The 12,877-nt window shown below is 61.1% G+C and carries 15 protein-coding genes and 1 tRNA gene; 5 read left to right on the top strand and 11 right to left on the bottom strand.

Annotated elements, in window-relative coordinates:
- Nucleotides 1-77 precede the first annotated feature (77 nt).
- Nucleotides 78-1,700, top strand: coding sequence for a Ppx/GppA phosphatase family protein (locus tag RS9916_RS07055; RefSeq protein WP_050752312.1), 1,623 nt, complete (start codon nt 78-80; stop codon nt 1,698-1,700).
- Here RS9916_RS07055 and RS9916_RS07050 read toward each other — a convergent pair.
- The 6 genes from RS9916_RS07050 to petC form a co-directional block, all read right to left on the bottom strand.
- Entirely contained in the window at nt 1,663-2,502 is an 840-nt protein-coding gene (locus RS9916_RS07050) for a helix-turn-helix domain-containing protein (RefSeq protein WP_007098622.1), read from the bottom strand. The two genes, RS9916_RS07055 and RS9916_RS07050, sit on opposite strands and share 38 nt — an antisense overlap.
- 110 nt (nt 2,503-2,612) lie before the next feature.
- Nucleotides 2,613-2,684 (bottom strand) — tRNA-Val (locus RS9916_RS07045).
- 38 nt (nt 2,685-2,722) lie between these two features.
- On the bottom strand, nt 2,723-3,505 hold the full coding sequence (gene cobM / locus RS9916_RS07040; protein ID WP_007098621.1) for a precorrin-4 C(11)-methyltransferase: 783 nt from the start codon (nt 3,503-3,505) through the stop codon (nt 2,723-2,725).
- Nucleotides 3,502-4,398: a prolipoprotein diacylglyceryl transferase gene (gene lgt / locus RS9916_RS07035; protein ID WP_007098620.1), complete on the bottom strand. Its 897-nt coding sequence runs from the start codon at nt 4,396-4,398 to the stop codon at nt 3,502-3,504. The genes cobM and lgt overlap by 4 nt, the downstream gene beginning before the upstream one ends.
- Nucleotides 4,399-4,403: 5 nt before the next feature.
- Nucleotides 4,404-5,336: a cytochrome f gene (gene petA / locus RS9916_RS07030; protein ID WP_038023432.1), complete on the bottom strand. Its 933-nt coding sequence runs from the start codon at nt 5,334-5,336 to the stop codon at nt 4,404-4,406.
- Between the two features lie 44 nt (nt 5,337-5,380).
- On the bottom strand, nt 5,381-5,917 hold the full coding sequence (gene petC, locus RS9916_RS07025) for a cytochrome b6-f complex iron-sulfur subunit (RefSeq protein WP_007098618.1): 537 nt from the start codon (nt 5,915-5,917) through the stop codon (nt 5,381-5,383).
- A 105-nt stretch (nt 5,918-6,022) separates the two neighbouring features.
- Here petC and RS9916_RS07020 point away from each other — a divergent pair, with 105 nt between their 5' ends.
- Complete coding sequence (locus tag RS9916_RS07020) at nt 6,023-6,367, top strand: DUF3067 family protein (protein ID WP_007098617.1); 345 nt, start codon at nt 6,023-6,025, stop codon at nt 6,365-6,367.
- Here the strand turns inward: RS9916_RS07020 and tatC are convergent.
- Both tatC and RS9916_RS07010 read right to left on the bottom strand, forming a co-directional pair.
- Entirely contained in the window at nt 6,318-7,052 is a 735-nt protein-coding gene (tatC, locus tag RS9916_RS07015; protein WP_007098616.1) for a twin-arginine translocase subunit TatC, read from the bottom strand. The genes RS9916_RS07020 and tatC overlap by 50 nt on opposite strands.
- Nucleotides 7,053-7,187: 135 nt before the next feature.
- Entirely contained in the window at nt 7,188-8,867 is a 1,680-nt protein-coding gene (locus RS9916_RS07010; RefSeq protein WP_232199546.1) for an NFACT family protein, read from the bottom strand.
- A 90-nt stretch (nt 8,868-8,957) separates the two neighbouring features.
- Between RS9916_RS07010 and gmk the strand changes: the two genes are divergently transcribed.
- Nucleotides 8,958-9,539 (top strand): guanylate kinase, encoded by a 582-nt coding sequence (gene gmk / locus RS9916_RS07005; RefSeq protein ID WP_007098614.1) that lies wholly within the window; start codon nt 8,958-8,960, stop codon nt 9,537-9,539.
- A 76-nt stretch (nt 9,540-9,615) separates the two neighbouring features.
- On the opposite strand, the gene psaJ is transcribed toward gmk, so the two are convergent.
- Together psaJ and RS9916_RS06995 are read right to left on the bottom strand one after the other, a co-directional pair.
- Nucleotides 9,616-9,732 carry a photosystem I reaction center subunit IX gene (gene psaJ / locus RS9916_RS07000; RefSeq protein ID WP_007098612.1) on the bottom strand — a complete coding sequence of 39 codons (117 nt, stop codon included), beginning with the start codon at nt 9,730-9,732 and terminating at the stop codon, nt 9,616-9,618.
- A gap of 37 nt (nt 9,733-9,769) precedes the next feature.
- On the bottom strand, nt 9,770-10,249 hold the full coding sequence (locus RS9916_RS06995; protein ID WP_007098611.1) for a photosystem I reaction center subunit III (PsaF): 480 nt from the start codon (nt 10,247-10,249) through the stop codon (nt 9,770-9,772).
- A gap of 77 nt (nt 10,250-10,326) precedes the next feature.
- Between RS9916_RS06995 and tsaD the strand changes: the two genes are divergently transcribed.
- Nucleotides 10,327-11,397 (top strand): tRNA (adenosine(37)-N6)-threonylcarbamoyltransferase complex transferase subunit TsaD, encoded by a 1,071-nt coding sequence (gene tsaD, locus RS9916_RS06990; protein WP_007098610.1) that lies wholly within the window; start codon nt 10,327-10,329, stop codon nt 11,395-11,397.
- A gap of 53 nt (nt 11,398-11,450) precedes the next feature.
- Nucleotides 11,451-11,636 carry a hypothetical protein gene (locus RS9916_RS06985; RefSeq protein ID WP_007098609.1) on the top strand — a complete coding sequence of 62 codons (186 nt, stop codon included), beginning with the start codon at nt 11,451-11,453 and terminating at the stop codon, nt 11,634-11,636.
- A 3-nt stretch (nt 11,637-11,639) separates the two neighbouring features.
- On the opposite strand, the gene RS9916_RS06980 is transcribed toward RS9916_RS06985, so the two are convergent.
- Nucleotides 11,640-12,860, bottom strand: a complete 1,221-nt coding sequence (locus RS9916_RS06980) for a type IV pilus twitching motility protein PilT (protein WP_007098608.1) — start codon at nt 12,858-12,860, stop codon at nt 11,640-11,642.
- Between the last annotated feature and the right edge of the window lie 17 nt (nt 12,861-12,877).

The following is a 12,877-nucleotide window of genomic DNA, read 5'->3' as shown; positions in this document are numbered from 1 at the left end:
TTCAAAAAACCTTAGACACCTTGGCCTTCCTGACGGCAGCCAGTGGCAGAGTGGCTCTGGTTAGCCGTTCAGCGCTGATGACAGGTGCCGATGCCGCGACATCCGACACCATCCCGGGCGCAGCAGGATCCAGCTTGAGGCGGGTCGCTGCAATCGACATCGGCACCAACTCCACCCACCTGCTGGTGGCGGCAGTCGACCCCAATCTGCGCACCTTCAGCATCGTGCTGGCGGAGAAATCCACCACCAGGCTTGGGGAGCGGGATCCAGTCACAGGCCATCTCTGCGAGGCGGCGATCACCCGGGGGATGGATGCCCTGCGTCAGTTCACTGAACTAGCGGCGAGCCACCAGGTGGAGCAAATCGTCACGGCCGCCACCAGCGCTGTGCGTGAAGCTCCCAACGGGCGTGACTTTCTTCAACAGATCAAGGATGAGCTTGATCTGGACGTTGATCTGGTCAGTGGTCCTGAAGAAGCACGGCTGATCTATCTGGGCGTGTTATCCGGCATGTCGTTCGGCGACCGTCCCCACCTTTTGCTGGATATCGGTGGCGGATCGACTGAATTGATCCTGGCGGATGGCCGTGATGCCAGGGCGCTCACCAGCACCCGGATCGGAGCGGTGCGATTGCAGCGGGATTTCGTCACGGAGGATCCGTTGCCAGCGCAAAGCCAGGCGTTCCTTCGCGCTTACATCCAGGGCTCATTGGAGCCTGCTGTCGATAAGGTGCGCCGCCGGCTTCATGCTGGTGAGCAGCCGGTGTTGGTGGCCACCAGCGGAACGGCCATGGCCATCGGTGCCCTGGCGGCAAGTCACGACGATCGCGCGCCGCGCAAGTTGCACGGTTATCGCATTGCCCGTGAGAGGCTTGAGCAGGTGGTGGACAAGTTGGTGGTTCTCACCCCTGAGGAGCGCAAAGCGCTTTCACCTATCAATGACCGCCGGGCAGAAATTATCGTCCCGGGCGCTCTGATTCTGCAAACCACCATGCAGATGCTCGGTGTAGAGGAGATGGTGCTGAGTGAGAGGGCTCTGCGGGAGGGGTTGATCGTTGATTGGATGCTGCGTCAGGGCCTTCTGGAAGATCGCTTCAGTTTTCAAAGCAGCATTCGTCAACGCACGGTGATTCACCAGGTGCAGCGTTTCGCTGTGGATCGCCCCCGGGCCGAGCGGGTCGCTAGCCATGCCCTTGCCTTGTACGACAACACCGTTGGGGTGTTGCATCGTGACCCTGGTCCCGGAAGGGAGTTGCTCTGGGCTGCGGCGATGCTTCATTCCTGCGGTCAGCACATCAATCTCAGTGCGTACCACAAGCATTCTTGGTATCTCATCCGTCATGGAGAGCTGCTCGGGTACTCAGAAACCGAGCATGTGATGGTCGCGGCGATTGCTCGTTATCACCGCCGCAGTCTTCCCAAGAAGCGTCATGAAGCCTGGCAGGCTCTGCAGACCCGCGAAGAACGGCGAACTGTTTCAGAAATGGCTCTGCTGCTCCGCCTGGCAGCTGCCCTGGATCGTCGTCCAGAACCCGTGATCGCTTCGATCCGCACCTTCACGTCAAAAGGTGCCTTGGATGTGGCCCTGATCCCGGAACGCTTAAACCAGAACCTCAGTTTGGAGCAGTGGAGTTTGGAAAGTTGTGCGCCGGTGGTGAAGGACGTTACAGGGTTGGATTTATCGGTTCGGGTGCAGCGCTGATCCGATACCAGCGAATTTGATCAATTGGTCCCAGTGGACTCTGCTGATTTCCCGCACTCTTGACGCTGACCAGGTCAGGTCGACCGGCGTAAATCTCAAGCCCTTCACTGGCGGCAAAGGTTTTTTCCTTGTCCAACATCCCTGCAAACAACTCCTCGCCGTCTTGATTGCGCACGGCAATCCAGCTGGGTTGGCTGGTGTGGATGGTCAGCGTTTGAGGTGACGTGGGGGCTGCGTTGATCGGCGCGCTGGCTTGGCTCAGGGGCTTGGACGCACCCAAAGAGCTCGCGTCTGATGGAGCCGCTTCGTTCTCTTTGGCCTGACGGAGAAGGGTGCTTTGTCCCCAGCTCCAGCCTGCTGCAATGGTGGCCACGATGGCAGTGGCTGCGGTGGCCACCCGGAGCCACCCTCTGCGACGGCCAGCAGGTGGTTCTTGTTGAGGGCGGGTTTGGGTTTTGGCAGCGTCAGTCCTGCCGCTGCCACTCTGACGATGCGAGGGGTTTGGGCCGTCCAACGACTGCAGGGCGGCGATGAGCGGTTCAGGGTCCAGTCGCAGCTTGCTGGCCACTCGGCGCACTGTGGCGCGCACGAACACAGTTTCTGCCAGGTGGTCCCTGTCGCCGGTCTCCAGGGCTTTCAGCTGTTCGTCCCCCATGTGAAGGGCGTCGGCCAGCTGGTGAAGGGTCAAGCCCTGTGCCTCGCGAGCACGCTGCAGAGCTTGTCCCACGTGCTGCAGGTCAGTGATGACCTCCTGCTGGGCGTCACTTTGGGGGTCGACGGAGAATGAATCGCGACTCGCCATCGGCGTAGGCACCCTCACTTGATCACCGAGAACTTAATGGCAAAGCAAAGCTTTGTCTGTTGGTTGATCAACAAGCTCAGCCATTTCCCTGACTGAACTCACCAATGTCATGGGCGATACTGGATTCGAACCAGTGACCCCTTCCGTGTGAAGGAAGTGCGCTACCACTGTGCTAATCGCCCGCACCAGAAGATCTTAGACCACCACCGGTGCCCTTCCCTCAGCTGGCTTGTGGGCGGAAGAGGTGGTCGTGGGAGGGGGAGTAAAGCTTGGATCGCTCGCCCTGGTTGGCGAGGGCTGGACTGACTACATAAAGCGTGGTTCGAATCAGCTGACGTTCCTTGGAGACCGCTGCCATCTGATTCAGGGGCACCACGTTCAGCCACTGGTCGGGCCAGCTCACCCGGTAGCCAATCGCGACGGGAGTGTCTGCCGGGTAGTGCTCGAGAAGGGTGGCTTGAACCTCGTCCACATGGCGGGCACTGAGATACAGGCAGAGAGACGCTTTAAGCCTCGCCAGATTGCTCAGATCTTCTGCCTCAGGCACACCGGTGCGACCGCCTGCACGGCTGAGCACGATGGTCTGAACCACTCCTGGAATGGTGAGTTCGGCGCTTAAGGCTGATGCGGTGGCTTGGTAAGCACTGAGTCCGGGGACCACTTCGACCGCAATGCCAGCATCGGCAAGACTGCAGACCTGTTCTGAAAGAGCTCCATACAGGCAGGGATCACCATCGTGCAGACGCACCACCCGCAGGCCCTGACGGGCGCGATCGATCATCAGCGGCAGCACATCTTCAAGGGTGAGAGTGCTGGTGCGAATGCGTTCGCAGCCTTCGGGAGCCAGGGCTGCGATCTGAGGGGAGACCAGAGAATCAGTCCAGATCAACACATCCGCAGCTCGAAGGCGGTCTTCTGCTCGTCGGGTCAGCAGATCAGGAGCTCCAGGCCCGGCGCCAACAATGGCGATGGTGGAGGGCTCAGCGCTGGAGGAGGAGGTCATGTGGAAGAACCGTTGCGAAGCCCGGGATCAGGCAGGTCGTTGTGACGGACGTAGAGCCACCAGAGCCCAGCTGCAGCCACAATCATTAGGCCCAAACTCATCACCTGAGCCATGCGCAAGCCCCCCTCGCAGAACGGGGGCAGGCCACCAAGGCAGAGGGGGTCAATCCTCAGCCCTTCGATCCAAAGCCGTCCGCAGCTGTAGCTGAGCAGATAGATGCAGCTCAGGGCACCGGCAGGAAGACGTAGGCCTCCCTCCTGTTTGGCTTTGAGGAACAGCACCATCAGCAGCGCGAACACAGCCAGGTTCCAAAGTGATTCGTAAAGAAAGGTGGGATGGAAATATTGGGCTTCCGGGAAGATTCTCTGCACGTTGCGAGGAACGCTCTCGATCAAGAGCTTCCAGGGAAGGTCGGTGGGCACACCGAAGGCTTCGCCATTGAAGAAATTTCCCCAGCGGCCGATGGCCTGGCCGAGAGCGACTGAGGGCACCAACACATCGAGCACATCCCAGAACGGTTGTCGCCTCCAGCGGCAAAAGAGAATGACCGCAATCGTTCCTGCCAGCAGTGCACCGTGGATGGCAATGCCGCCTTCCCAGATGGCAAAAGCCTTGAAGGGGTTGGCGGCGTAGTTCGGCCACTCAAAGGTGACGTAATAGATCCGTGCTCCAATCACGGCTGCCAGCACCAGGATCGGCAGTAGATCGCTGATCAGGCCTTGCTCAAGGTTGCGTTGCTTGGCCAGCCAGCTGGAGAGGTTGAGGCCCACCAGAACCGCCAGGGCAATCAGGAGTCCGTACCAGCGAAGCGGCAGGACCCAGTCTCTGGTGAAAGGCAAAAATTCCCCTGGCGACTGGAGAGCCACCAGGGGAAGGAGGGCTTCAAAAGCCATGGTGATCAGACACCCTCAGCAGCCTGGACCTTTTCAACCTGCTTCTTCTTCAGCACCAGCATGATCTGGGCCAGAGCCACGGCGGCGAAGAAGGCCAGCAGGCCATAGATCCGAACAGGGTTCTGCAAAACAATCTCACCGTCCATCTGGCCAAAGCCACCCACGTTCGGGTCGTTGGTCAGAGGAGCACCAGCTTCGACTTGGTCACCAACAGCCACGATCAACTCGGGGCCGACGGGGATGGTTTCGTCGGTGGTGGTGCCGTCGGCAGCCTTGATGGTCACCACGCTGGTGCCGTTGTCACCAGGGGCGATCGCACTGACGCTGCCTGCAGCCGGAGCGGTGAAGACGGTGTTGTTGCTCTTCTCACCGGTGGGATACACCTGACCGCGGCCACGGTTGCCACCCACAAACACCTGGTACTTGCCGAAGTGAATGCTGCTGTCAGCGGCGGGATCGGGCGACAGGATTGGGAAAACGATTTCCTGGTGCTCGTCACCAGAGATGGGGCCCACCAGCAGGATGTTGGGCTGATCGTCGCTGTATTGGGTGAAGTAGACGCCTTCGGTCTCTTCCTTGATTTCGTCGGTCCAACGCTCCTGGGGAGCCAGGGTGAAGCCATCAGGAAGCTGCACCACGGCACCCACCTGAAGGGGAACCTGGCTGCCGTCAGCACCGATCTCCTGAAGGCCGTTTTCGTAGGGGATCTTCACGGCTGCCTTGAACACCGTGTCGGGAAGTACCGACTGGGGAAGTTCCACTTGCGTGGTCTTGTTGGCCAGGTGGCAGTTGGCACAAACGATCTTGCCGGTGGCTTCACGCGGTGCCTCGTAGTTCTGCTGAGCCCAGAAGGGGTAGGCCCAGGAGGCAGTGGGAGCCGTCAACACGGCTACGCCGACGATCAGTGCGGCGAAGAGAGGTGAAAGGAGGCGACGCATGGGGGACGAGGAGCGGGAGGGGATGGGAGAAACGGTTGGGTTGATCAGGCCCACCAGGGCTTCTCGCCCGTGCGGAAGTCGGTTTCGGTCCACTGGCTCACGAACACGTTGTCGTTCTCGACACTCACGTTGGCCAGGGCCAGGGAGAGGGGAGCGGGACCACGCACCACCTTGCCCGTGGCGTCGTACTGGCTGCCGTGGCAGGGGCACATGAACTTGTTGGCGCCGCTGTTCCAGGGCACCACGCAGCCCAGGTGGGTGCAGATCGCATTGATGCCGTAGCTGCCGATGGCGTCGTCGCCTTCAACGATCAGGTAGGTGGGGTCACCCTTGAGGCCTTGCACCAGGCTGCGGTCGCCAGCTGGGTGACTGCTCAGCCAACCAGATGCGGTGACGGCATTTCCGAGCTCATCCTTGGCACTGGTGCCACCGCCGCCACCAGCGGCGCGGGGGGGGATGAAGTAGTTGGCGACCGGATAAAGAGCACCCAGGGCAACGCCAGTCACAGAGCCGAAGGTCAGCAGATTCATGAACTGCCGACGACCCATTCCGGGCACATCGCTCGAGGAGGCTTGGGTCATGGCGGGTGATCAACCGTCACTGAATGGCGACCATTATGGATGCCAAAGGGTCCTGCCACGCTTTGTGGCGACAGGGCTTTACCGATTGTTTGTTGCGGCCATTCCGTGCTTGACGTCCGTTCTGCTGAAGCCCCTGAACCGCTCACTGTTGATGAGGTGATTGGCTGTCTTCAGCAGCGATGGCAGGCGAGTTACGACTTGCAATTGGTGGTGCGTCGCGGTCGCCTCTACCTGCAGGTGATGTGGGCCTACCTGGAACAGCAGTCGTTTCCCCTTGATGAAGCGGCCTATCGGGAGCACATCGCCCAGGTTGTGGATGTTGTGAATCGTTTAGCTCAAGCGGACGTCGCCCGTGATTGGCTCAGCAGCACCAAGGACCGTCCCCGATTAGGGAAGGCCCTCAGCCTGCCGCTTGAGGGGGCTGAGCGTCTTGAGGAGTTTCTGATTTGAATCCCTGGGTGAAGGCCACTAGCCCCACGCCGATCAGGTAAAGCGCTGTGATCGCTCCGCCAAGGAGAAGCATCGTCACCGGGTCCGTCGATGGCGTCAGGACTGCTCCTGCCAGCGCCGCCGCAAGCACCACCCACCGCCAGGCCGCCAGCATGCGGTTCCAGGTCACAAGGCCAAACAGTCCAAGCAGCAACTGCAGCACTGGCAGCTGGAAGGCAAGACCGGTCGCCAGCATCAGCAGCAACACAAAGTCGAGGTAGCGCTCGATCGACCAAAGCGGTTCCACGACGTCAGCGCCGTAGCTCACCAGAAAACGCAGTGCGGCTGGAACCAGGGCCCACCAGGAAAATGCGATTCCGGCAAGGAACAACACCGCTGACCCCGCCACGGCCGGAGCGATCAAACGTCGTTCGCTGCGGGTCAGGCCCGGCAGCACAAAGGCCAAAACCTGATAGAGGATGTAAGGCAGGGCCAGGGTGAGGCCGGCATACCCCGCCACCTTGAACGACACGAATAGAAACTCTCCCGGGGCCAGCTGGAGAAAGTGAATGGCCCCAGCGGGTTCCTCCAGCAGTCGCACCAGCGGTTTCACCGCCACCAAACAGGCGAGAGCGGCCACCACCACCGCCACAAGACTGCGCAACACTCGCTGGCGCAATTCCTCGAGATGGTCCACTAGGGGCATCTCCTGATCGCCAGGCAGGTCCTCCCCGCTGGCCGCACCAATCCGAATGGGGGGCGGTGGCTGCAGGGGCTGCGGGCTGGCGTCCGGCTGATCGGTCGGGTCGGGAGAGCTCAGAAGGGCTGGCCTGTGCTGGGCTCAGGCTAGAAGTTCTCCGGCCTTGAGCTGCTGTTCGGCGCGCTCCGGTTCGGCCCAGCACACCCGCCCGCCCCGATGGCGCACAGTCCCGGGGCCGGCACCAACGATGCGCTGTAGCTGTTCTACAGGCACCATCACTACAGGGACGTGGCGATTCCCCCGGGCGCGACTGAACAGGGCCGCCATGTCTGCTGCCAAGGTGAGATCGCCGTCTTCGGCAAGCCCATTGGATGCTTTCAGCACCACGTGGCTACCGGGGCATTCCTGGGCATGGAACCAGAGGTCGCCTGGACGGGCCTGTCGCAGGCTGATCCAGTCGTTTTGTCGATGGTTGCGCCCCACCTGAATCGTCAGTCCTCCAGGTGATGTCAACTCCAGGGGCTGGGGCTGGGACGACGCTCGCATGTTGCTCTGATGGGCCCGGCGGCGTTGACGAGGGGCCAGCAGATCCTGGGCCTCGAGGCGCAGTTCTTGCAGTCTTCTGATGCGTTCTTCACTGCGATCCCAATCCGCAGCGAGCACGTCGTCCAGGAAGGCCTCGCTTCCGTCGATCAGGGTCAGGCGCTGCTCGTGGTGGCGCATGCGCTCTTCCAGCAGGGGGACGGCACGGCGCAGTTTTTTCGCCCGGCGATAGAGCGTCTGGGACCGATCAATCTGTTCCCTGCTGGGATTGGCGTGGCAGAGGAGGGCATCGGCCTCCTGCTGCAGAGCGTCAGCGTTCTCTGTTGCGAGGAGCCTGTTCGTCTGATCTTGAAGCTGCTCCTGTTCGCGTTGGCGAGCCGCTGCCAGTTGCTGGCGCAGTTCATCGCTGTGGCGTCGCAGCTCGCGGCCCTGCAGGTGGTCGCTGTAGAAGTGGCCCAGCGCCAGGCTGAGGGGCACGTCCTCACCTGAGCTGGTGGCATCCTTGCCCGCTCCCCAGACTTGATAGGTGCTCCCATCAGTGCGGCGCAGGGCGAAGCGGTTGTCGTGGAGGCATTGCAGCCATTGCTGCCACTGGGTGTGCAGCTGTTCCCAGTCGCTGGCCTCAAGGGTCTCCACGGAGCGCTTCACCCGTTCACCGGCCAGTTGGCGCGAGAGCGCTGGACTGATGCCCTGATACGCCTGCGGCAGTGCTTTGGACAGGGGAATCGGCAGCAGGCTGAGGCGTTGCTTCCAGCGCTCGAAGCTCTCGGCCTCGTCAGGTGGTCTGCCCTGCAATGGGGGTGGAGGGGAATACGGGTCTCCGGTACTGATCGGGCGAACCCTGGATTGGTGATCCCGCACTTGCCGTCCGATGGCAATGACCCGCTGGCGTTCATCCAGCAGCAGCAGATTGCTGTGGCGACCCATCAACTCGAGCACAAGCCTTCGTTGGACTGGATCACCGGGCCGACTAGCGAAGTCGAAGCAGACCACCCGTTCAAAGTCCTGCTGCTCGATGGCGACCAAGGCCAGCTGCCGGAGGCTGTGTTGGGTTTGTTGGGCCAGAGTGCTGCCGCTGCCCTGTTTCGGTGGGGCTGGGATCTGGATCAGCCGCGGGCAGTCCGCCCGCCAACTCAGTTCAAGCCACACCATGCCCTTCAGGGTGCGGAACCCCAACTGCAAGGTCTGGCCATCGGCCTGTTGGGCTTTCTCAAACCGACTGGGCAGGATCCTGCCGCGCAGGTCGTTGACCACCGCCCTTAGGGTGGTGAAATCCATGACCTGGGGTGAGGGCAATCCCATGGCAGGTGAGACGGATCCTGCAGAGCAGCATGCCTTCCTACCCTGCTGGGCGATCTGAGGCGATCCATGGCCCTAACCGAGACATCCGCGCGGCTCACGGTCCTCACCGGGCCCAGCGGAGTGGGCAAGGGCACTCTTGTGACGCGTTTACGTGAGCGTCATCCCAGCCTCTGGTTGTCGGTTTCAGCCACCACCAGAGCTCCTCGTGATGGCGAGCGGGACGGGCAGCATTACTTCTTTCATACGCGCGAGCGTTTTGATGCCCTTGTGGCGGAAGGAGGCCTGCTGGAGTGGGCCGAGTTTGCCGGCAATTGTTACGGCACTCCCCGTCAGCCAGTGGAGGCTCAATTGGCTGAGGGCTCGCCGGTGCTTCTGGAAATCGAGTTGGAGGGCGCCCGACAAGTGCGTCGTTCGTTTCCTCAGGCATTTCAAATTTTCCTGGCACCTCCCAGCTTTGACGAGCTGGAGCAACGCATCCGCGGTCGAGGTACCGACTCTGAAGAGGCGATTCAAAAGCGGTTGGCACGGGCCCGTCAGGAGTTGGAGGCTCAGGCGGAATTCGATGCTGTCGTGGTGAATGACGATCTCGAGCTTGCCTTAGCTGAACTGGAACGTCTGATGGGTTTGCAGGGAACCTCCCTTGCTTGAACGCTCGCTGAATGCATCCCTGCTGATCAGCACAAAAAAAGGGCCCCTGAGGGCCCTTTTCTGATGGATCCGTGGATCACATGGGGTGGAAAAGGAGATCAGGGAAGAAGCGGTTCCACTCGATCAAAATTCCGGCAGTGAGAGTGAACCAGATGGCCGCAACAACCGGAGCTGTGGTGAGAAATTTCTGCATCGTGAGGGGAAGCGAAGTGGCTGGAATAAGGAAGGATTCAGCGAGGTGAAACGGTCACCTTGTCGTCGCTCTCAAGCAGTTTGCCGCTGGTGAACTCACCGAAGGCAGCAAGGGGCCAGCTTGCGGCAGCGATGCAGCTCTTCAGAGCAAGCTTGAGATCAATTTGGATCTCTTTGGTGTACTGATCTTTAGTGCCGCGAGTTGCTTTCAGATACTCACGACCAGCCCAGCCGATGCAGCCGGTGATGTAGAGGAACATCAGGCCGGGATACACGAAATCACCGGCGTGGCTCCAACGACCATCAACGATGAGGTGGGGAAGGCCGTCCTCACCGCAGACAGCCTGGCTGTACATCTCGAAGCGGGCTTTGGCCTGAGGAGTGGCGGCTGCGCTAGCGCGCTGCTGGAAACGGGCACTTTCGGAGCAGGGGGTCAAACCTGCCACATCTGCCTTGGCAACCGGAGCGAAGCCGAAGACAAGAAGGGCCGAAAGCGCAAGGGCAAAGAGACGACGCATCGGAACAATTCCTGATTAAGCCTGCCCCGAAACGGCAGGATGTCACAAGCGGACACTAGGGGAGGCTGCCCAACCCAATGACAACCGTGCTGGCCCTCGAAACAAGTTGTGACGAGTCGGCTGCTGCTGTCGTGCAGTGGCGGAACGGCAAGCTGGAGGTGCTCTCCCAAGGCATCGCCTCCCAGGTGGAGGAACATGCCCAGTGGGGCGGTGTTGTGCCCGAAATTGCGTCCCGTCGTCATGTGGAGGCGCTTCCTCGGCTGGTGGAGTCCGCTCTGGAGGATGCCGGTGTGGTGTTTGCGGATCTAGACGCTGTGGCCTCCACCGTGGCTCCGGGGTTGGTCGGTGCCCTGATGGTCGGTTCGGTCACGGCCCGCACCCTTTCGGTGCTGCATCAACGACCTTTCCTGGCGATTCATCACCTCGAAGCCCATTTGGCTTCGGTGCAGCTGGCCCCAGAGCCTCCTCGTCCTCCTTATTTAGTACTTCTGGTCAGTGGTGGTCACACCGAGTTGATCCGTGTCGATGCGCAAGGAGGCATGGAGCGGCTGGGTCGTAGCCACGACGATGCGGCCGGAGAGGCCTTTGACAAGGTGGCGCGTCTGCTTGGGTTGTCCTATCCCGGAGGCCCTGCCATCCAGGCGGTTGCCGAGGGGGGGGATCCGACCCGCTTTGCGCTGCCGAAGGGACGGGTGAAACGGCCGGAGGGAGGCTTCTACCCCTACGACTTCTCATTTAGCGGCCTGAAAACGGCGATGTTGCGCCAGGTGGAAGCGCTGCGCTCTCAAACTGAAACTCTCCCTCTGGCTGACCTGGCGGCAAGTTTTGAGCAGGTGGTGGCCGATGTCTTGGTGGACCGCAGCCTGCGTTGTTGCAGGGAGAAGGGTCTGAGCACCCTCGTGATGGTGGGAGGTGTCGCCGCCAATCGTCGCTTGCGCAACCTGATGATGCAGCGCGGTCAGGCTGCAGGCGTCAGCGTGCAATGTGCGCCCCTGGCTTATTGCACGGATAACGCCGCGATGGTGGGGGCTGCAGCTTTGCAGCGGCTGATCCGGGGGACTCCCTTCAGTTCCCTGTCCCTCGGTGTCTCCGCCCGGTGGCCTCTTGAACAGGCGTCCGCCCTGCAGTCCGAGCCTGCACCTTTCTGATCCATCGATCAGATCGCCATTGTCTTTACGATCAAATGAGTTGATCGTTGAAAATGGCATCTGATTCTGCGCCTGACAGCGGTCAGGTTGAAAATGTCTCGAGCGGAGAGCTGAATTCTTGGCGTCGGGGCTTCACGCCTCAAGCTGAGATCTGGAATGGACGCCTCGCCATGTTGGGTCTGTCGGTTGGTCTGGCTGTGCTGTTGCTTGTTCGCTTGGTGAGCGGCGGCCTGTCCTGATCGTCAGCCTCGTCCTCTCAGTGCCTGCGCCAATTCATTGGGCTTCAGGCTCACCGCCACCGCCTTCTCGCCGTCAACCTTTCCTGCTTCGACAAGAGCCAGCAGGGATTGATTGATGGTCACCATGCCATCAAATCCACTGCGCTCCATGATTTCCTCCACTTCATCAAGGGCACCTCGCTGGATGTAATCCCGGCAGGCATCTGTGTTGATCAAGATGTCGTGGAAGGCGGCGCGTTTGCTGTCGGTCGTCCGAATCAGTCCTTGGGCGATCACCCCAAGCAGCGACTCAGACAGGGCTCGTCGCACACTGTCCTGTTCGTCGGGGGGGTACATCCCCAGCACCCTCTCCACAGTCTTAACGGCTGAGTTGGTGTGCAGCGTTCCAAACACCAGATGACCGGTTTGGGATGCTTCCAGCGCAGTGCTCAACGTTTCCCTGTCGCGGATTTCTCCCACGAGAATCACGTCAGGGTCTTCCCGCAGAGCGGCCCGCAGGGCGTTGTGGAATTTGAGTGTGTGCTGTCCCACTTCCCGGTGGCGGATCAAGGACTGACGGCTGGTGTGCACAAATTCCACGGGGTCCTCAATCGTGAGGATGTGGCGCGTTTGATGGCTGTTGATCCAATCGATCATGGCCGCCAGGGTTGTGCTTTTCCCAGAACCCGTTGGCCCGGTGACCAGCACCAGGCCTTTGGGTCTGGCGGCCAATTCACGCAGGACGTCCGGCAGCTTGAGTTGCTCAAGGCTGAGGATCGTCTGGGGGATCAGGCGAAGCACCATGGCCGGTCCCCGCAGGGAGTCGAGCAGGTTGATGCGCACGCGCACAAATGGAAAGGCATGGGATCCATCGAATTCCTTCTGGGTGGTGAAGGCGTCGATTTGAAGGGGACTGAGGATCTCCTGCATCCAGCCCTGAAAGACCGCGGCAGTGGTCACCGGCCATTCGCTGGTGAGCATTTCACCCCTGGCTCGATAGCGCGGTTGTTCCCCAACCCCGAGATGCACATCCGAGTGGCCCGCCTCGTGCGCGGTGCGCACGAGGTCTTCCAGGCTGGGGGCCTCGGCCTTGGCAGGGGCAGCCTTGGTGCTCGCGTCGGAAGGCGGTAGCGGGAGGCCGAGGGGTAAGGGCGGGCTGCTGGATTCGGCTGAGCGGCTCGACTCTCCTGCCGTCTCTTGAGGTGGACGGGGGGGGAACCCGGGCGGAAAAACCGGACTGGTCACGGCGGCAGCGGGCGCTG

The sequence above is a fragment of the Synechococcus sp. RS9916 genome (assembly GCF_000153825.1).
Lineage (GTDB): Bacteria > Cyanobacteriota > Cyanobacteriia > PCC-6307 > Cyanobiaceae > Synechococcus_C.
The sequence above is the reverse complement of the archived record's forward strand: the minus strand, read 5'-3'. Positions and strand labels throughout refer to the sequence as shown.